We start from the raw sequence: 18,416 nt of genomic DNA on the forward strand, positions 1-18,416 counted from the left end.
CAACACCCGACTGTGCAGCCGTCAGGCGGGCGTGGCCTTTTCTCGGAAGCGGCATGGACCACGCCTGCACTCCGGCTCCTGTGCGCTGTCCGTAACCACATGACGATTCCTCGCTACGTGTTGTTACCCGCTCTTGGCGTGCTGATGCTGCAGCCGGGTACTGCAGCGGCTGCCAGTTACCGGCTGTATCTGGCGCCCGATGGCGACGATGCGGCGGCAGGTACCGAACCTTCGACCGCATTGCGCAGTCTCGGTGCTGCCCAGCAACGCCTGGTCGAACGACGACCGGCAGGGGAGGTGGAAGTGGTGATCGCCCCGGGCACCTATCTTCAACAGTCGGTGCAATGGACCTTTGCCAACGGCGCGCCCATCCGTTTTATCGCCGCTCCCGGCGCTGCCAGCCCGCCGCTCTTCGACGGGCGCGGTGGCGCGACCTGGTTCGCCTTGAAAGGTGGTCGAAATGCGCCGACGCGGCTGACCTTCGATGGGTTGAAGGTCCGCAATTACTGGATGGCGCTGGATCTGGGTAGCAGCAAGGCCGGTGAGGACGGCAATGGCGGCAACACGATCCGCAACATGCAGTTCGAGCGGATCGGCGGGCGCTACGGCCGCAGTGACGAGGCCGCGTATTCGTTTGCAGCGATCCGGCTGCAACAGTCGCGCGACAACCGCATCGAACACAATCGCTTTGTGTCGATCGAAAACGATACCGACACCTCGGGTTTCATCCATGCGCTGTATCTGGCGCGGCACTCGTCCGGTAACCGGATCGAGGGCAATACGTTTGTGGACGTCAACGGCGACGCAATACGCACGCGCGATGCCTCGGACCGGACCTATGTCGGCGGTAACCACTTTCTCAGGGCCGGCAAGTACGCCGCGTTTTCGGATTGGTTCAAAGCCGATGGCGAGTGCCCGTCGCAGGGCGGTGAGTTTGTTGGCAATACCGTGGGTATCGGGTATTACCGCGCCATTGAGGCGACACGTACCACTGGGGCAGACGATGCATGTGGTGCGCTCAAACGACCGCGCATCGCTGAACGCGGTACGTCGAAGCCCGATTGACGACGCTGTGATCGCAACGCGATTGTGCGCGTTTGTTGCAGCGACTACCTGCGCATTGGGTGGCCCGCCGGACCCGGCAAACGATCAGTACGCTGCGCTAGAAGGCGCGTTCGATCGTGTCGAATGTGGTTGACTACGCAGCCGATGCCGAGGGCAGCAACAAGGTCACGCACAGGCCGCCGTGCTCGCGGTTGTGCAGCGAAATACGCCCGCCATGCGCTTCGGCAATCTCGCGGGTGAGCGCAAGCCCCAGCCCGGTTCCATTGCGTTTGGTCGAGTAGAACGGCATCAGGGCATTGTGCAAGACCGCTTCGTTCATGCCATTACCGCGATCAAGCACTTCGATCCGCAGCCACTGCGATACGCGTGTCACGCGCACGGCGACGTCGCTATTGGGCGGCTGCGCTTCGCTGCAGGCCTCATGTGCGTTCTTGAGCAGATTGAGCATGGCCTGTTCGATCTGCGCTGCATCGATGCGGCTGCTGACATCGCTGATCTCGCCCTGCATCTGGAACGGGATCTGCTGTTGCAGGCGTTCGAGAAATGGCGCCCAGGCGATGGTCTGCAATTGCGGCTGCGGCAGCTTGGCAAAGCGCGCATAGCCGCGAATAAAGCCTTCCAGATGACGCGCGCGTTCTTCGATGGTTTCGAAAACCGTGCCCAGGCGGTCGGTGCGTTCGCGCCGTAGCAGCTCGGCGCCGGAATGCGCCAGCGAGGCGATCGGTGCGAGCGAGTTATTCAATTCGTGGCTGATCACGCGGATGACCTTCTTCCAGGTCTGCACTTCCTGCCGTCGCAATTCGGTGGTCAGGGTGCGGATCAACAGCAATTCATGGCCGCGACCATTGAGGTGGAAGCTGCGCCGCGACAGGTGATAGATCTGCTCATCGTCTTCGTCATCGCCATCCTCGCGCACAGCGAACAGGCAGTCGCCGCCGCGTGCCAATGCGTCGCGCAGCTCGCCAGGCATGCGTTCGAGCACATCGTCCAGATGCTGGCCTTCGAGCTTGCGTCCCCCGTAGAGAAGTTTGCGCGCGGCGTTGTTGGAAAAGCCGATGCGGCGCAGCCCATCGCCGCCGGCCACCACCAACAGCATCGCGACAGGCGTGTTCTGCAGCATGGTGTCGAGCATCAATTCGCGCTGCACCAGATCGCGCCGCTGCGCGCGTAGCACGTCGCCGAGTTCGGCATGTGCCTGCACCAACTGCGCCAGTTCGTCGGTGCCGCGCCAATACACGCCGAAGTTGTATTCGCCATCGCGGTAACTGCTGGTGGTGCCGGCCAGCGCGCGGAACAACGAGCGCATCGGTGCGGTGGCGCGGTTGAGGCTGAACCACATCGCGGCCAGCAAAACGACGACCGAAATCGCAGCCACCTGCCAGCCGCGATCCAGCCAGTACGCGATGAACCAGGGCAGCGCGGCGGCCAGTGCCAGCACCGGCAACAGCCGTAAGAACAGGGTGAGTGTGAAGGAACGATGCCGCATGCGGAGATTCATTCCGATTTGATGCCGTAACGGTCCATGCGCCGATATAGCGCCTGCCGGCTCAGTCCCAGGTCGGCGGCGGCCTGGGCGATCACGCCTTGCGCGCGCGCCAACGCCTGTTCGATGCGCGCGCGATCGGGCTCGCCGGCGACTGCCGCCACCGGCCGCGCCGCTGCGGCGCGTGGCAGGTTCAGATCGCTGGCTTCGATGCGCGCACCTTGCGCGAGCAGCGACGCACGTTGCAGCACGTTGCGCAGCTCGCGCACATTGCCCGGCCACGCGTGCCGTTGCAGCGCATCGCGCGCCTGTGCAGACAACGGCTTGCCGCCCGCCAGGAAATGCTCGGCCAGTGGCGCGATGTCGCCCGGACGCTCGGCCAGTGCGGGCAGCGCGATCTCCACGGTGTTGAGGCGGTAGTAGAGATCCTCGCGGAAGCTGCCATCGCGGATCATCGACTGCAGGTCGGCATTGGTGGCGCTGATCACGCGCACCTTGGCATGCCGCTCGCGATTGGAACCCAGCCGCTCATAGCGCCCGGTTTCCAGTACGCGCAGCAGTTTCATCTGGCCCGCCAGCGGCAGGTTGCCGATTTCGTCCAGGAACAGCGTGCCGCCATCGGCCGCTTCGAACTTGCCTTCGCGCGCCTTGTTGGCACCGGTATAGGCGCCGGCGTCGGCACCGAACAATTCTGCCTCGATCAAGTCGCCCGGCAGGGCGCCGCAATTGAGCGCGATGAAGGGGCCATGTTTGGTCGCCGAGTTGGCCTGGATGATCTCGGCGATCTTTTCCTTGCCGCTGCCATTGGGGCCGGTGATCAGCACAGGGAGTTCCGAGCGTGCGACCTGGCAGGCGAGCGCGATGACCCGCTCGCTGGCGGGGTCGGCGAAGACCGCGCCGCGCAAATCGTAGCGCTGGGTCAGTTGCTCGCGGCCGCGGTGCTCGCGTTCGCGACGGCGTGCGAGTTCGCGCCGCGCTTCGGAGAGTTCGAGCAGATTGTTGACCGTGGTCAGCAGCTTGGTGTCGTCCCACGGTTTGGCGATGTAGTCGGCGGCGCCGGCCTTGACCAGGCCTACCGCACTGCCCAGATGGGTCCAGGCGGTGAGCAAAATCACCGGCAGATCCGGATGACGCTGGCGGATCTGGGTAAACAGCGCCTCGCCTTCTTCACCGGAGGTGGTGTCGGCGGTGAAGTTCATGTCCTGGATCACCAGATCGAACGCCTGCTCGTCCAGCAGCGCCAATCCGGCTTGCGGCGATGACGCATGCCGCGCTTCGATGTCGTGCAACGAAAACAGCACCTCCAGCGCGGTGGCCACGGCGGTGTTGTCGTCGATGATCAGGATCTGCGGCATTGCGCGCTCGAAAGGCGAAAGGTATCGGGGGAGGTGCTCGCCACAGCATACGGCGCAAGCCGGTGTCGATGGCAACGGACGTTGCGACGGGGCAATGCGCCGGAGTAGTTGACGCTGGACTTGCGACAGGCTGGCGCGCGTGCCCCGGCTGCAAGCGATGGCTACCGCAGCGCTTGTGGTGGTGCCGGTGGCGCAGGCGGCAATGGTGGCAGCAGCGATGCATACATCTGCGCGGTCCAGGTAAGGCTCAAGGGTGCCTGACCGCGTGCCACCTGGACCTGCACTGGACGGCCGGCTGCAGCGCGTAATGCGTGCAGCAGTTCTTCCACGGTGGCGATGCCGCGGCCATCGGCTGCGCGCAGGGTATCGCCCTTGCGCAGCTGCAGTGCCAGCGACTCGCTGGCCTGCGTGACCAGCAGGCCGGCGTCTGTGGCGGTCAGCACCAGCGTCTGTGCGTTGTGGCGCCAGCGCAGCTGATGATCGTCGATGCGCAGTGCGGTGCGCTCAGTCACTTGGCTACGCGTCTGCGCAGTGGGGCGTACGGAGGCGTCACTGCCGGCATGCAGCGCGCCGCTCATCGCAGCGATGGCGAGTACAGCGGCGACGCTGCGGGGATAGACGATCTGACGCATAGGGAGAGAGTCCTTGGGAGGGAAGTATCGCGGTTTGTCGGCATGCGCAGTTGACCTGCGGCCGGCATCGCCGGGCGCCAGGGTGTGGTGATGGGCTTGAGGCAGCGTCCCATGGCCTGCTCAGGCGCTGCGGGTAGCGACTGCCGGCGGCACCAGCGCCGCGCGACGTGCGGGCCAGAACACGGCGATCTGGCCCAGCAGCCACAATATGAGCGCGCCGATCGGCAGGTAGATCAACGGCAGGCGTGGCAATTCGTAGCGCGCCATCAACCACAGGTTGATCGAGTAGGCCATCAACATGCCGAGCACGATCCCGATCGAGGCCAACAGGAAATTCTCGATCTGGAAGTAGCGCAGGATCTGCCCGCGCGTGGCGCCCAGTGCACGGCGAATGCCGATCTGCTTGGTGCGCTGCTGCACCCAGAAGCTGGCAAGACCGACGATGCCCAGCGCGGTGACGATCAGCAGGGCGATGCTCATGGTGACCAGCAGCCAGGACATGGAGCGATCCTGGCGATAGAAGTCGCGACGCATTTCTTCCAGCGTCTTTTTCTTCTGGATGATGCGACTGTTGCTGTTCTTCTCCAGGATCGCGACCGCTTGACGCAATACCTCCTGGCGTCGGTCCGGATCGGTCCTCAGCAGGTAACGATGTCCCTCGCTGTAGGCAATTTTGACAGGGGACAGCATCGAGTCGTCGTAGACAGTCGCCCCACCGTAGTCGTTGACACGCGCCAGGTGCTCCACGATGCCGACGATCTTGCTCGGCGTGTCCCCGGTGTAGATGGATTTACCCAATGCTGATTGCCCGGGAAACAATTTTTCCGCTGCGCTCTTGGTCAGGATGACGCTGGGAACCGTGGCCTTCTTGTCATTGCTCCAGTTGAATTCGCCTTCGGTGAAACGCCGCCCCTGCACCAGCCGCAGGCCGAGCGTATCGAGCATTTGGGAATCGCCGGTGTAGGCGTTGAGGTCAGCGGTCGGGACCCGTTGATCAGCGGTCAGGTTGATACCGGTGACCCACATGTTATCGCCGAACGGGACCTGGCTGACCGAGGAGGCAAACTTCACTCCCGGGATGTTGCGTAGCGCAGCCAGGTCGGTTTCGGTCAGTGCATTGGCGTTTTGATCTTCGCCGATGCCAGCGATGCTGATGCTCACGATTTCGTTTTCGGCCAGGCCGCTGGGGCGCTGTATACGCTCTATCCGGTTGCCGATGAGGAACAACGCGTTGGAGATGATGGCGCAGCTCAGTGCGATCTCAAGCACGATCAACGCAGCAGCGGTCTTGTGCCGTTGCAGCGTGGACAGGATGGGGCGGATTTCCATGAGAGTGTCCTTTCTGGTTGCTGGCTGCGTCCGATGCGACGAAGGTCGTACCTGACGCCAAGGCGTCACTGGGACTTGAGTTGAATGGCCGGCGCGACCTGGCAGGCTCGCCATGCCGGCAGCATTCCAGCCAGGATGCTGGCGAGCAGAGCCATCACAAAGGTGCTCAGCAGCATGGCTGGATCCAGATACGCGAGATCGGCGTAGCTGCTGGGCTGTTGTCGTACGGCCCAGAGCCCCAGGCCGGCCAGGCCGAGACCCAGCAGGCCGCCGGTCAATCCGATCGTCCCGGCCTCCACCAGCGCTTGCGCAAAGATGCTGCGTTTGGTCGCGCCAAGCGCCCTGCGCACACCGATCTCCCCGCTGCGCCGCAAAAATTTGGCCAGCATCAGGCCGATGGTGTTGACCAGGCAGACCAGCAGAAACCCGAATGCAAGCCAGGTCTGCAGGCGGACATCGCTGGGCACCACTTTCATGAAGTCCAGCCATTCCATCAGGCTACGCAGCTCTACATTGTTGGGTCGCTCGAAGCGACCGGCACGCCGTTGCAGATCGGAATAGTTTTCCAGGTATTGGCGATAAGCGATGGCCTTCTGGGGAGTGTCCAGCTGGACCCAATACTGGACCCATACACAGGGCTCATCGATGCCTTTTTTCTCCGCGCTGCTCGACCCCCAGCAGGAACGCGAGCCACTGGTGGCAAATTTCAACTCCATCGCGGTGCTGAAGGGAATGAAGATCTGTTCGAGCTTGGCATAGCTCCCCTTGTTGAGGTCGTAAAATTTCGGAGTCGGACGCCAGTCCTTGAGGACACCGACGACGCGCAACGCGTTGCGATTCACGCGCACGGTGCGGCCCACGCTGTTTTCGCCGTTGAAGAGCTTCTTGTTCAGCGTTTCTGACAGCACTGCCACGCGCGCGCGGCTGCCGTCATCGCTGGTCGACCAGGCGCCGCCATAGAGAAAAGGCGCGTCGAACATCGGGAAAAAATCGGTAGAGGTGTAGCGCGCGTCAAGCGAAAACGGTCGCAAGGATGCATTGTCCGGTTCCACAGCAACGTCACCGCCGCTCATCATCGCCTGTCGATCGGCGCGTTTCTCGCGGAGCAAGGCTTCTGCGTCGAACCGTGTGAACTGCTCGAGTGCTTCCGTACTCCGGTGATCAAGCGAGCGTGCATCCAGTTGCGGAATGAAGATGGTCTGGCTCTTGCCGGGCAGCGGATCGCCAGACAGGATGTAGAACACCGTCAAGGTGGTCATGCTGGCGCCGATGCCCAGCGCGATCGCTAGCACCATCAGCGCGGTGAGCACCTTGTTGCGGCGGAAGCTGCGCAGCGCGAGATTGAAGTAATAGCCGAACATGGGGGCGCTCCTCATTCGGCCAGGCTTGCAGTGGCGGCGGGCGCGCGCATCAGGCTGGGATTGCGTTCCAGATCGGTGGCCTGGCCGTCGACGATGTGCACGTTGCGCTGCGCGCGTGCGGCCAGTTCCGGGTCGTGGGTGACCATCACGATGGTGGTGCCCTGGCTGTTGATTTCTTCCAACAGCTCCATCACCCCGCGTGCCATTTGCGAGTCGAGGTTACCGGTGGGTTCGTCGGCCAGCAGCAGGCGTGGGCTGCCGGCCAGCGCGCGTGCAATGGCGGCGCGCTGCTGCTGGCCGCCCGACAGTTCGGTGGGGTAATGCTTCAGGCGCGAACCCAACCCGACTTTGGTCAAGGCTTCTTCGATGCGCTGCTTGCGCTCGGACGCGGGCATGCCGCGATAGCGCAGCGGCACGTCGACGTTGTCGAACAGGTTGAGGTCGGGGATCAGATTGAAGCCCTGGAAGATGAAACCGATCTTCTGATTGCGCAGCCGCGAACGCGCGTCGTCGGAGAGATGGCTGACGTCTTCGCCATCCAGCAGATACTGCCCGCTGGTAAAGGTCTCCAGCAGTCCCGCCAGGTTGAGGAAGGTGGTCTTGCCCGAACCCGACGGCCCGGTCACCGCGACGAATTCGCCTTCGCGCACATGCAGGTCCAACGAGCGCAGCGCGTGCGTTTCCACCTGTTCGGTGCGGAAGACCTTGGAGACCGCTTGCATCTTGAGCATTGCCGATTCCTTTGCGAAAGAGAGTGCGACGAAGAGGATTGAACGAATCAGTGAACGGTGACGCGCGGCGCGTCGCCAAAATTATCTGCACCGGACACCACCACGCGGTCGCCGACCTGCAGCCCGGACAGCACCTGCACTTCGCCCAGGCTGCTGACGCCGATGCGCACGGGGCGGCGCACCGCGGTATTGCCCTCCATCACGTAGGCGTAGCTGCCGCCGGATTGCTCGACAAACGGGCCGCGCTCGACCTTGAGCACATTGCGACGCGTATCCATCACCACACGCGCGCTCATGCGCTGGCTCTGGCGCAGCCCCGGCGGCTGCTTGTCGGCAAAGCGGATGCGTGCGGTGACTTCGCCGTTGACCACTTCCGGCGACACCGCCGAGATGGCGCCGGGGAACGGTTCGCCGCTGCCGCTGGTGAGCTGGGCCGGCATGCCGATCGCCAGATCGCGCGCGAAGCTTTCCGGCACCTTGATCTCCACTTCGAACTTGGACAGATCCACCACCCCCAGGATCGGTGCGTTCGCCGCCACCTGGGTGTGTTGCACCGCCTGCACCTGGCCGACCTGACCATCGAACGGCGACAGCAGCGTGAGTGCGTCGACCTGGCGTTGCACTTCGGCCACCACGGCGCGTTGGCGGTCGGCCAGCAAACGTTTGTTGCGCGAATCCAGATCCGCACCCTGGCTCTTCAACGACGCATCCCGCTCGGCGTGCTGCAAATCGATGTCGGTTTTCTTCAAGGTGTCCTGCGCCTTGGCCAGCTCCACCTGCGGCACCGCGCCGCCATCGAAGCCGCGCTGATAGCGCTCCAGGTCGCGTGCGGCGGCCTGCTTGTCGATCTTGGCCTGGTCGGTGAGCTTGCTGGCGTTGGCACGGGCGAGCGTGGCGTCCAGCCCTGCGCGGCTGGACTCGGCTTCCAGTCCGGCCAACGTGGCTTGTTCCTGCGCCAGCTTGCTGCGTAGCTCGGGGCTGTCGATGCGCGCCAGCTCCTGGCCCTGCTTGACCACATCGCCGGCCACCACGCTCAGCGTTACTGTGCCGGCCGAGATGGCGTACAGCACCGGGCTGTTGGCGGCGATCACCCGGCCGTCGGCGGCGATGTCGCGCACCAGATCGCCCTGGCTCACCGTGGCGATCCGCACCCGGCTGGCATCGAACGAACTGCTGCCCGCGCTCCACGCGCTGATCGCCCAACCGATACCGGCCAGCACCGCCACGGTGGCGACGCCGGGCCACAGCCAACGACGCCACGGCGCGTTGCCGGCGTGGGTGCGGAGAACCTGGTCCTGGGCAGAAGTATCACGAATCATGGTCGGCGTGCTCGGTGGCGTCGGGTTGAGAAAGCAGGGTGCGTGCCAACATCCAAGTGATTGATATAAAAGAAATTCGAGGCGGTCAGGCGAGTGTCCGCAGTGTCCGCGGACACCGGCGCGGACACGCTGTCCGGGCACGGTCATGCAGTGGACAACAGCGGACACGCTAAAATGTCGGCCTTCTTTCCTCATGAGCTGTCCCTATGTGCGGCATTGTCGGAGCGATCGCCGGGCGCGATGTGGTCCCGGTCCTGATCGAAGGACTCAAGCGCCTGGAATACCGGGGCTACGATTCTTCAGGTATTGCGGTGCTCGATGGCGCGCAGGTGCGCCGGGTGCGGCGGACCGGGCGGGTGGTCGAGATGGCGCAGGCGGCGCAGGCCGAACAGTTCGGCGCAACGCTGGGTATCGGCCATACGCGCTGGGCCACCCACGGCGGCGTCACCGAAGCCAACGCGCACCCGCACATCAGTGCCGGCGTGGCGCTGGTGCATAACGGCATCATCGAAAACCACGAAGAACAGCGCGAAAAGCTGCGTGCGCTCGGCTACACCTTCGAGTCGCAGACCGACACCGAAGTCATCGCGCATCTGATCCATCACCACCTGGCCGGCGCGGGCGATTTGCTCAGCGCGCTGCAGCGCACGGTCAAGGAACTTACCGGCGCCTACGCGCTGGCGGTGATGAGCCAGGCCGAGCCGGAACGGTTCGTCTGTGCGCGCATGGGCTGCCCGTTGTTGATCGGCGTGGGCGAGGGCGAAAACTTCGTCGCCTCCGATGTCTCGGCCATCGTGCAGGCCACCCGTCAGGTGATCTTCCTGGAAGAAGGCGATACCGCCGAGCTGCGTCGCGAGGGCGTGCGCATCTTCGATGCCAACGACGCGCCGGTCGAGCGCTCGCTGCATCTGTCCGATGTGTCGCTGGCATCGCTGGAGCTGGGGCCGTTCCGCCATTTCATGCAGAAGGAAATCCACGAGCAGCCGCGCGCGCTGGCCGATACCATCGAAGCGGCGATCGATGCGAAGGGCTTCCCGGCGTCGCTGTTCGGCGCCAACGCCGAAGCGGTGTTGCGCGATGTCGAAGGCGTGCAGATCCTGGCCTGCGGCACCAGCTATTACGCCGGCATGACCGCGCGCTACTGGATCGAAGCCATTGCCGGGCTGCCGTGCAGCGTGGAGATCGCCAGCGAATACCGTTACCGCGCCGCGTACGCCAATCCCAAGCATCTGATCGTCACCATTTCGCAGTCGGGCGAAACGCTGGATACGATGGAGGCGCTGAAATACGCAAAATCGCTGGGCCATCTGCATACGTTGTCGATCTGCAACGTGCCCGAGAGCGCGATCCCGCGCGCCAGCGAACTGGTTTGCTACACACGCGCAGGCGCCGAAATCGGGGTGGCCTCGACCAAGGCCTTCACCACCCAGCTGGCGGTGCTGTTCCAGCTCACCATGGTGCTGGGCAAGCTGCAGGGCCGCATCAGCGAGGCTGAAGAGGCCGATTATCTGGAGCAGCTGCGCTTCCTGCCCGGCAGCGTGCAACACGCCTTGAATCTGGAACCGCAGATCATGGCCTGGGCCGAGCGCTTCTCACCGAAGGAAAATGCGCTGTTTCTCGGCCGTGGCCTGCATTACCCGATCGCGCTGGAAGGCGCGCTCAAGCTCAAGGAAATCTCCTATATCCACGCCGAAGCGTATCCGGCCGGCGAGTTGAAGCACGGCCCGCTGGCGCTGGTGGATGCGGCGATGCCGGTGGTGGTGATCGCACCGAACGACCGGCTGCTGGAAAAGGTCAAATCCAATATGCAGGAAGTGCGCGCACGCGGCGGCGAGCTGTTCGTATTCGCCGACCAGGACAGCCACTTCAGCGAGTCCGAAGGCGTGCACGTGATCCGCACCCCGCGCCATGCCGGCGTGCTGTCGCCGGTGATCCACACCATCCCGGTCCAATTGCTGGCGTATCACACCGCACTGGCACGCGGCACCGACGTGGACAAGCCGCGTAACCTGGCCAAGTCGGTGACGGTGGAGTAACGCCAGCGCTGCGTGCGTGCAGCGCCGGCGTCCATCCGGGAGTGCGCGCTAGCGGTTCAGTACCGCGCAGGTGCTGGCGTCAGTGCTTGTGCAAAGCACGTTGCCGTTGCCAGGGCGGGGCTCATTGATCAAGCGCTGCGGTTCGCCTCCGCCTGCAGTGCGATTGGCGCGGATCAGCGAGTCTTTGACGTTTTCATTCTGAATTCGAAACGCCGGGACGATGTTGTTCTCTAGCAGCGAATTGCTCACCCGATCCCACAGCCCAACGCTGCCGCTCGCACCGGTGGCAAACCGGTTGTTGCGGATGATGGCGGTACTGAGAACGGAGCCGGTGTACGTGCGGTTCTGCAGATCGCCTTGGGTGATCATCCAATTGCTGCCTTGTACGTTGAACGTTGCGGTCGAGTCTTGCGACGACAATGGATTCGTCGTCGCCTCGGCGGTGACCTCATTGTTGAGCATTTGCGAATGCCAACCGGGTAGCAGCGCTTGGGCATCGGTGTAAAAACCGTTCGCCTGCACCAGGCTCCCGCCGAAGCGATTAAAACGGTTGTACGCATGGATCACCTCAGCGGATGGATAGAAGTTGGTGACAGGGCCGGACCCGTTGTAATCGTTGTTGACGAACAGCATCCTGCCATTGGTCGTCACGATGCTCAGATCCGATTGCTGATCAGGGGGGATCTGCCAGGCGCTGTCTAGGGTGACGGTGTTGCCGAGAGTCAGCGGGTTGCCTGTCAGGTAGCGCTGCTGTCCGGTGCCTCTTCCAGCGACGATCATCGCTGAGTTGCCGTCGGCATCGCAGCGGTACGCCACATCGATGGCTTGCCTTGCCAATGTCAGTTGCTTCCCCGAGACCGCAGCAGCCTTCCCGAAGTAGTTGCCCGTGCCTTCGTCCATCGTGAGCTGCCACGGTGGGGGCTCGGCGTCGACTTGGTATTGATTGGCGTTGTTGGCGTAATACACATCCCGGCTTGGCGCGCTGAATTGCAGTTCCGACGGTGTACCGTAATAGGGCGCCCCTGCGGAAATGTTCCTGTTGTGGGTGATGAGCGCGTTCTGCGCGTCGTGGTTGAACGCCAGCGCCGTCTCGTGCCAACGCAAGGTATTGCCCTGCACTGTCACGCCATACACATTGCCGTCCATGAAAATCGGTTTGCTACTGGTGATGTCGTTGCCGGTGATCTGCAAGTTGGACGTATCGCTGGCCTTGATGCCGGTCGTGTGCGGATCGGTTCTTGTCCGATCTGACGGCTTGCCGAGTGTGATGATTGAGTCGCGTACGAACGGGATCGAGTGCAGGTCTTCGACGGACATGTGTTCGAACAGGATTGCACTGCCTTCGCGCAGTTCCGGCGCGTTGATGGAGAGATCGCGTACGCCATACACGCCAGCGGCATAATTGATCGGGCGGCCACATTTAGGTTGTTTGGCCTGGTTGTAGGCAGTGGAGCCACCCTTGAAGATCACCGCCTGTGCATCCTTGCTGCCGACCACCTGCGGAAAGTTCAGCACGGTTGCCTGTTTGCCCGCACCTGCGATGACGGTGTGGTTGGGGATGTTGTCGAAGCCTCGGCCGGACAAGGTGTAGCTGCCCGCAGGAATGGACACCACGCCACCCTTTGCATTGGCCGCGCAGGCGAATGCGGCCGCAAAGCTGGCGTCGTCCGAAGCGCCGTTGCCGATGGGCGGCGCGACGTTGCATCGGGTTTGCGGCCAATTGGTGGCATACCCGATGTTGATGCTGGTGATGGTAGTGCGCGGCGCCGTGCGATCCGGTCCGCTGCCGAAATTCTGATAACGGCTCCATGCGCTTGGGCCACCGGAGCCATTGTGTAGATACAGCTCATAATCGCCTGGCGGCACGTCGGCGGGAATGGCAAAACTCTGCACATACATGCCTTCCTTCGGATTGGAGGGATCTGCGCTCAGGATTCGCTGCACGCTTCCGTTTCTGACCAATGCGATCCGTACCAGTTGGCTCGATGCCGACATCCTGCCCAGTGCCGTGCCGAAGACGTTGAGTCTGCCGCCTGGAGACGCGCCACCGCCGACGTTGCCTTGCACGAACCAGATATCCGGCGCATTCACCAGCGTTGTCGCACCGGTCCCGCTGCCGGTGACGATCCGATACGCGTAGACGCCGCGCGCGCGATCAGGTAGCTGAAACTTGAGTGATTGCTCGGTGGCCTGGCTCGGCACCACGTCGATCCAACCGCTATTGCTGCTGTCGGCGACATCCAATGGGCTGCCTACTGCGCCATCATCGAGCCGGGTAAGGTGCACTGTGGCGGTTGGGCTGAGATTGCCGCCGCTCACGACGACCGTCTCGTTGCGATCGACCGGCTGCGATGCCCAGAACGTCATTGCGGTACCTGGCGGCACCTCGTCATGCCGTGGATAGGCAAGCGATGCAGGAGAAGCCGCGCGTCCGGCGCGTGCTTGGTCAGTGCCCAGATCAGGCCGTTGGGATGCGCTGCCATCAGTGCTGGCAACGCAAAGGGTCACTGCGATAAAGGTCGTAAGTTTGGAGGTTTTTACACCCATGTCGGATCACTCCTGATGCGGAAGCGAAGGGCTTCCGGAACGTGCGACCACCACGCGATGCGTTGCGCAAGGATCGTGCAAGACGGTTCAACGGTTGTTGCTGGATGACGACAGCGGTGCATCGCACACGCGCATGCACCTGCTAGAACCGCAGAACCATGATGCTCAGTGGCGTGGGGCTCGCCGAGCAGCGGCCATCCTAGAGATGCATAGCTGTTTGAATGCGAACAGATGTCACACAGTTGTGCTCGCTTGGTTCCAATGTCTCGCTGCGGGAGTTAAGTCACTCTTTGAGGCATGTGGTGGCGATGTGGGGTGGTCGCGCGCTGCCGCATCGCGCTGCGAAATCGTTCGCTTCCATCCACCCTCGCGACGGAATCATTCTGCGATGCGATGCGATGCGATGCGATGCGATCGGCAAGGCAGCGATCGCGAGTGGCGCGTGCATCGCCGTGGTTGTGCCGTGGTCGCGAGGCGCAGACGTCTCTGCTGTTGCGAGTAGCGCAGGTCGATTCGCGCAACGCCCATACGTGCCTGACGGCCGGCAGCAGCTTGGTCAGCGGTTTCTGGCGCTCGACCACAGCCTCTGCCAACGCTTTGGCTCAGGTTATGCATAAGCTTCTTGCGAGGGTCAACACCACGCAGGAGGACGTATGCACGAGTCTTTCAAACAGGGGGCGCCGGCCGAATTGTGGCAGGCGTTGGTGCGCGAGGCGGGGCAGCGGATCGCACGTCCGCTGGACGAGTCGCGCGAGCATTATCTGGTCTTCGTGTTGCTGCGCTTTCAGCGCGATGCGCATCTGTTGTCGCGCACGCAGGCATTGGCGTGGTTGCACGCGCAGGAGCAGGTCGGCAGTGTGCGTGCCGATTTGTTGCGGGATGTGGGCGATGGCTGTCTGCTGATTGCCGGGCTGTTTCCCGGCCTGGCACAACGCCGCCGGGTCAGCGTGGACTACTTCATCGATCTCGGGCGCGGCGCCTATTCCGACGTCGCCGACACCCGCTGCAGCGATGCAAGCCTGTTCGCGCAACTGGCCGACAGTTATCGCGAGTTGGTTCGCATCCTTGCTGCGTTACGCACGCCACCCAATTGGCAACCTGGAGCGGGCGGGATCTTGCATGCCTGAGCAGTGAGCCTGGGCAGGGGTGGTCCCGACACACGCGTCGGGCCCGCCCCGACTGCGATTGCCCGCGTCTGCGCGCACACTACCCCGGCAGGCAGATCCGCCGGGTGAGTGCCATTACCTCACGATCAGTGCCCTGCAGTGTTGATCGTCGTAGCGTCGATGCGCTGCGGCGCATCGTGCGCGCAGCATGGGGGACATGCTGCGCGCCGCAATCATCCAGAGGGACGTGGATTCATGAAGACATGTATCGCGACGGTGCTGTTGGCACTGTCCGGGCTTGCTGTTGCACAAGACCTGCCGCCGGGCTATGCCGGTGAGGGCGGAATGACGCTGCAGGAAATCGACCCTGCCATCTATGCGTATCACTACGACCACGGCTTCGTCGGCGAAGATGCGATGGGCTGGGATCCTGCACTGCAGTTCGTCTGGTCGCGCATCGCCGCTGCCGAGGTCTGTGCACAGCAACCGCCATCGGATGTTGTGATCGGCAAGCTGGTGGAGCAGTACGGCAAGGATGCCGTGGTGCACCAGACCAACGGTATCGGTTTCCATGCAGCGCAGATGCGTGCTGCCAGCACGTTCTGTACCCCGACGCGTCATGCAGAAGCTGTCGCGGTAGTGCCCGCGTTTGCTGCCGGGGACTTTTCTACCGCAACCGTGTATGTCGCTGCTGCAAAGGCGGGGACGCTAGTGGTGGTAGCAGACGGACAATCCTCGTCACAGGCGCAGGCCGATGCAGCCGCGGTCGTTGCACCGTCGGCAGATTGGGCGTTGCTGCTACCGTTGCATGCCACCATGCGGGTCGGCTCGAACGGTCTGCCTAACGGCGATGAAATGCTGCGCGTGGTGCGCCGCGGTCATACCGGCGCGATGGTGGGATTGCAGGTCGCCGCCAGTCTGTTCGCGCGCGGCGTTGTAGCGTCTTCCTTCGGCAAGGACCAGCTGAAAGGCGAGAAGATGGAAGGCGTCGGCAATCCCGGCTATCAATTGCAGCGCGATGCGGTCAATGCACATCTGAAGAGCTACTTCACCGGTCATCCTGCAGCATTGCCAGTGGATCCGTTCCCGCTGCAGGTGTTGATGTCCGACTGGCTGCTTGTTTACCAGAGCCTGGCCGACACCAAGTCGCCTTACGAACTGCGCTACGCAGTGACGATCGGCGGCGAGCGCAGCGGCTTTTTGAAGCGCAAGGCAAGCCCGGTTTCGATGGACTGCATACCAACCCCGCGCACCGCATCGCTGGAAGAGTGGGAAGCAAACGATTACGCGATGGTCAAAGAAGCCGCGCAGGCTTACAGCGACGAATGCGCTGCAAAATTCGCCGAGCAGTTGCCGCAGTGGTTCCCCGATAGAGCGACTGTGACTGCCTCTAACTGATCTTCAGATCGAGTGAGGTCGGATATGCGGCCGCTACGGTGATCTGTAAAAATCGACATCACGCATCCTTAAACCAAAACGGGCACTGATCCATCGATCAGTGCCCGTTCAGCCTTTCGGAATTGCAGATGCATCAGCCTACATTGCGTGCCTGGCTGCGTTGCTGCTCTTGCTGATCCTGGACCTGCGTTTGCGTCTGCGCGTCCTGCCGCACGGCATTGCTGCTTTGCTCCAACGGGCGCTCTGCAGCGGCGGCCTTGTCCGCATAGATCCGCTGGTGCGCCGGGTCGTTTGGCTGACCCTGCACTGCGAACAGTCCGGTGCCGTCCTTGCTTGGCATCACCGCGTCGATGCGCTGCAGACCGCTCACCTTGGCTTCGAAGGCCAATGAACCCGCTGCATTCTCCAAGGCGCGACGGTCGGCGAATGCATTCGGACCCAGCTGTTCCAGCTTGCTCACGGCCTGGTTGTAGAGCGGATGATCGGGATTGGTTTTTTCCGACAGCAATGGCGTCTTCTCGGCCTGCTTCAGTGCCTTGAGCGTATCGCCACCCACTACGCCATCATCCTGCAGCCCGTGTGCACGCTGAAAGGCCTTGACCGCTTCACCCGTTCGCTGACCATAGGCGCCGTCGGCATCGAGCGCATTGCCCTTCGCGTCCTTGTAGCCCAACTGCTGCAAGGTCTGCTGCACTTTCAAAACCTCAGTGCCATGCGCCTTGTCGCGCAGCACCCCGGATGTTTCTGCCACAGCCTGCGCATGCGCCGGTTTGGGTGCGTTACCGTCGTGAGACTGCTGCTTGCTCTGGCTGCGGTCCTGCAGCAACTCGCGCGCCTCGGACAGCGGGTCGCTGGCATAGAGCTTGACGCCCTTGGCGTGCTTACGCTCAAGGTAAGAATCCAGCGAGCTGAGCTCGACGCCCTCGCCACCACGCGACTGGCTGATCTTGAGCTCGCCATCCTTGGGATCACGTACCACCATGGTGATGTGGTCAATGCCCTTGTAGCGCCCCTTGTCCCAACTCTGGGGGCCATTGTCCTCGCCGATGATCATGCCTTCTTTGAGGTTCTGGGCAGTGACGTCTTTGCCTTGGATCAGGACACCAGAGCGTTGTTCGGCCTTGCGCAGCAGTTCGGATGCACTATCGAAACCAGGGCTGAACTTCTCGTCCTTAGTGAAGATGACCTTGCCGGCGCCCTCGTTGATTTCATCCATGGTCGCGTTCTGCATCTCGACCACCCAGCCAGAACAATCGACCCTGCCTTTGTCCGGATCTTTTGCTCCCAGGCCGTACTTGACGTGGTCGTATTTGTTGGTGAGGTCATAGGCAGCGTGTAGCGCGATGCCATGCGCTGCAGCTTTCTCCGGCTGTGCAGGTGCGGACTGCGATGGCGCAGCTTGCGACGGCGCCTGCTGCGTGGCCGAAATCGGCTCAATGCCTTTTTCAGGGATACGGATACGGTCCATCTTCGTATCCCAGTACTGCACAAATGTCTGTGCCATGTCCTTGTCCGACATGCGCTGGAACGTCGCCGAATCGACGCCCGTCAGAGACTTCAGTTCTTTCTCGCCGACATTGTTGAGGATGTTGGCGCGAGTGCTCTCAAGCCCGAAAGATCCTGTGGCAATCGCAGTCTGAAGTGAGCGGTAACCGCTAGCGCCTTGCTGATGGGCCATGTACATGTCCAGGCCATCAGGCGTCGGCTTGCCCGACAGGTAAGGCCGGCCGTCGCGCTCGTGCCGGTCGACCAGGCTCGTCCGGTTATCCAGATACAGCCGCGCTGCTGCGTCGGTGTTGGCCACTGCGTCCAACTCGCGCCCAGCGATGCCGTATTGCTCGGCGGTGCGGGGAGTGAACTGAAATAGCCCTTTCGCACCACCGGCTCCGCGACTGGCCAACTCGTCGAAGTTGCCGCCAGTCTCCACGTGCGCAAACCGCAGGAAGTCGTCACGCGGAATATTCCGCTCGGTTGCTTCGCGTTCGATGATGTCGAGCACTTGGGCTCGTGAGTAGTTCGTCGGCATCGCTCAAGGTCCTTGATTGAGTGCTGCA

General features: G+C 62.8%; 13 protein-coding genes and 1 other RNA gene. 5 read left to right on the plus strand and 9 right to left on the minus strand.

Going from position 1 to position 18,416, the window contains the following annotated elements:
• Positions 1-53: 53 nt before the first annotated feature.
• Positions 54-129, plus strand: a non-coding RNA gene (locus tag XdyCFBP7245_RS07440) — sX9 sRNA.
• 15 nt (positions 130-144) lie between these two features.
• On the plus strand, positions 145-1,065 hold the full coding sequence (locus tag XdyCFBP7245_RS07445; protein WP_104615072.1) for a right-handed parallel beta-helix repeat-containing protein: 921 nt from the start codon (positions 145-147) through the stop codon (positions 1,063-1,065).
• A 133-nt stretch (positions 1,066-1,198) separates the two neighbouring features.
• On the opposite strand, the gene XdyCFBP7245_RS07450 is transcribed toward XdyCFBP7245_RS07445, so the two are convergent.
• From XdyCFBP7245_RS07450 to XdyCFBP7245_RS07480, 7 genes are all read right to left on the minus strand, one after another.
• Positions 1,199-2,551 (minus strand): sensor histidine kinase, encoded by a 1,353-nt coding sequence (locus XdyCFBP7245_RS07450; RefSeq protein WP_104615117.1) that lies wholly within the window; start codon positions 2,549-2,551, stop codon positions 1,199-1,201.
• A gap of 8 nt (positions 2,552-2,559) precedes the next feature.
• Positions 2,560-3,903: a sigma-54-dependent transcriptional regulator gene (locus XdyCFBP7245_RS07455; protein ID WP_104615073.1), complete on the minus strand. Its 1,344-nt coding sequence runs from the start codon at positions 3,901-3,903 to the stop codon at positions 2,560-2,562.
• 161 nt (positions 3,904-4,064) lie between these two features.
• Positions 4,065-4,535 carry a PDZ domain-containing protein gene (locus XdyCFBP7245_RS07460; RefSeq protein ID WP_228323578.1) on the minus strand — a complete coding sequence of 157 codons (471 nt, stop codon included), beginning with the start codon at positions 4,533-4,535 and terminating at the stop codon, positions 4,065-4,067.
• Between the two features lie 120 nt (positions 4,536-4,655).
• Positions 4,656-5,864, minus strand: a complete 1,209-nt coding sequence (locus XdyCFBP7245_RS07465; RefSeq protein WP_104615074.1) for an ABC transporter permease — start codon at positions 5,862-5,864, stop codon at positions 4,656-4,658.
• A gap of 65 nt (positions 5,865-5,929) precedes the next feature.
• Complete coding sequence (locus XdyCFBP7245_RS07470) at positions 5,930-7,225, minus strand: ABC transporter permease (RefSeq protein ID WP_104615075.1); 1,296 nt, start codon at positions 7,223-7,225, stop codon at positions 5,930-5,932.
• 11 nt (positions 7,226-7,236) lie between these two features.
• Positions 7,237-7,956 carry an ABC transporter ATP-binding protein gene (locus tag XdyCFBP7245_RS07475; protein ID WP_104615076.1) on the minus strand — a complete coding sequence of 240 codons (720 nt, stop codon included), beginning with the start codon at positions 7,954-7,956 and terminating at the stop codon, positions 7,237-7,239.
• Positions 7,957-8,003: 47 nt separating this feature from the next.
• A complete protein-coding gene (locus XdyCFBP7245_RS07480) occupies positions 8,004-9,275 on the minus strand; it encodes an efflux RND transporter periplasmic adaptor subunit (RefSeq protein ID WP_104615077.1) in 1,272 nt (423 codons plus the stop codon).
• A 206-nt stretch (positions 9,276-9,481) separates the two neighbouring features.
• Here XdyCFBP7245_RS07480 and glmS point away from each other — a divergent pair, with 206 nt between their 5' ends.
• Positions 9,482-11,311 (plus strand): glutamine--fructose-6-phosphate transaminase (isomerizing), encoded by a 1,830-nt coding sequence (gene glmS, locus XdyCFBP7245_RS07485; protein ID WP_104615078.1) that lies wholly within the window; start codon positions 9,482-9,484, stop codon positions 11,309-11,311.
• A gap of 48 nt (positions 11,312-11,359) precedes the next feature.
• On the opposite strand, the gene XdyCFBP7245_RS07490 is transcribed toward glmS, so the two are convergent.
• Complete coding sequence (locus XdyCFBP7245_RS07490; RefSeq protein WP_146091653.1) at positions 11,360-13,858, minus strand: hypothetical protein; 2,499 nt, start codon at positions 13,856-13,858, stop codon at positions 11,360-11,362.
• Between the two features lie 653 nt (positions 13,859-14,511).
• Here XdyCFBP7245_RS07490 and XdyCFBP7245_RS07495 point away from each other — a divergent pair.
• Both XdyCFBP7245_RS07495 and XdyCFBP7245_RS07500 read left to right on the plus strand, forming a co-directional pair.
• Complete coding sequence (locus XdyCFBP7245_RS07495; RefSeq protein ID WP_104615080.1) at positions 14,512-14,985, plus strand: hypothetical protein; 474 nt, start codon at positions 14,512-14,514, stop codon at positions 14,983-14,985.
• A gap of 234 nt (positions 14,986-15,219) precedes the next feature.
• Complete coding sequence (locus XdyCFBP7245_RS07500; protein WP_104615081.1) at positions 15,220-16,362, plus strand: hypothetical protein; 1,143 nt, start codon at positions 15,220-15,222, stop codon at positions 16,360-16,362.
• 133 nt (positions 16,363-16,495) lie between these two features.
• On the opposite strand, the gene XdyCFBP7245_RS07505 is transcribed toward XdyCFBP7245_RS07500, so the two are convergent.
• On the minus strand, positions 16,496-18,361 hold the full coding sequence (locus XdyCFBP7245_RS07505) for a peptidoglycan-binding domain-containing protein (protein WP_104615082.1): 1,866 nt from the start codon (positions 18,359-18,361) through the stop codon (positions 16,496-16,498).
• Positions 18,362-18,416 lie beyond the last annotated feature (55 nt).

This window comes from Xanthomonas dyei, assembly GCF_002939865.1.
Taxonomy (GTDB): Bacteria; Pseudomonadota; Gammaproteobacteria; order Xanthomonadales; family Xanthomonadaceae; genus Xanthomonas; species Xanthomonas dyei.

What these genes read in the sequence shown, in the direction of transcription:
- XdyCFBP7245_RS07465 (WP_104615074.1), bottom strand. Translation starts at nt 5,864, where the DNA reads ATGGAAATCCGCCCCATCCTGTCCACGCTGCAACGGCACAAGACCGCT.
- glmS (WP_104615078.1), top strand. Translation starts at nt 9,482, where the DNA reads ATGTGCGGCATTGTCGGAGCGATCGCCGGGCGCGATGTGGTCCCGGTC.
- XdyCFBP7245_RS07470 (WP_104615075.1), bottom strand. Translation starts at nt 7,225, where the DNA reads ATGTTCGGCTATTACTTCAATCTCGCGCTGCGCAGCTTCCGCCGCAAC.
- XdyCFBP7245_RS07450 (WP_104615117.1), bottom strand. Translation starts at nt 2,551, where the DNA reads ATGCGGCATCGTTCCTTCACACTCACCCTGTTCTTACGGCTGTTGCCG.
- XdyCFBP7245_RS07495 (WP_104615080.1), top strand. Translation starts at nt 14,512, where the DNA reads ATGCACGAGTCTTTCAAACAGGGGGCGCCGGCCGAATTGTGGCAGGCG.
- XdyCFBP7245_RS07480 (WP_104615077.1), bottom strand. Translation starts at nt 9,275, where the DNA reads ATGATTCGTGATACTTCTGCCCAGGACCAGGTTCTCCGCACCCACGCC.
- XdyCFBP7245_RS07460 (WP_228323578.1), bottom strand. Translation starts at nt 4,535, where the DNA reads ATGCGTCAGATCGTCTATCCCCGCAGCGTCGCCGCTGTACTCGCCATC.
- XdyCFBP7245_RS07475 (WP_104615076.1), bottom strand. Translation starts at nt 7,956, where the DNA reads ATGCTCAAGATGCAAGCGGTCTCCAAGGTCTTCCGCACCGAACAGGTG.
- XdyCFBP7245_RS07500 (WP_104615081.1), top strand. Translation starts at nt 15,220, where the DNA reads ATGAAGACATGTATCGCGACGGTGCTGTTGGCACTGTCCGGGCTTGCT.
- XdyCFBP7245_RS07490 (WP_146091653.1), bottom strand. Translation starts at nt 13,858, where the DNA reads ATGGGTGTAAAAACCTCCAAACTTACGACCTTTATCGCAGTGACCCTT.
- XdyCFBP7245_RS07445 (WP_104615072.1), top strand. Translation starts at nt 145, where the DNA reads ATGCTGCAGCCGGGTACTGCAGCGGCTGCCAGTTACCGGCTGTATCTG.
- XdyCFBP7245_RS07455 (WP_104615073.1), bottom strand. Translation starts at nt 3,903, where the DNA reads ATGCCGCAGATCCTGATCATCGACGACAACACCGCCGTGGCCACCGCG.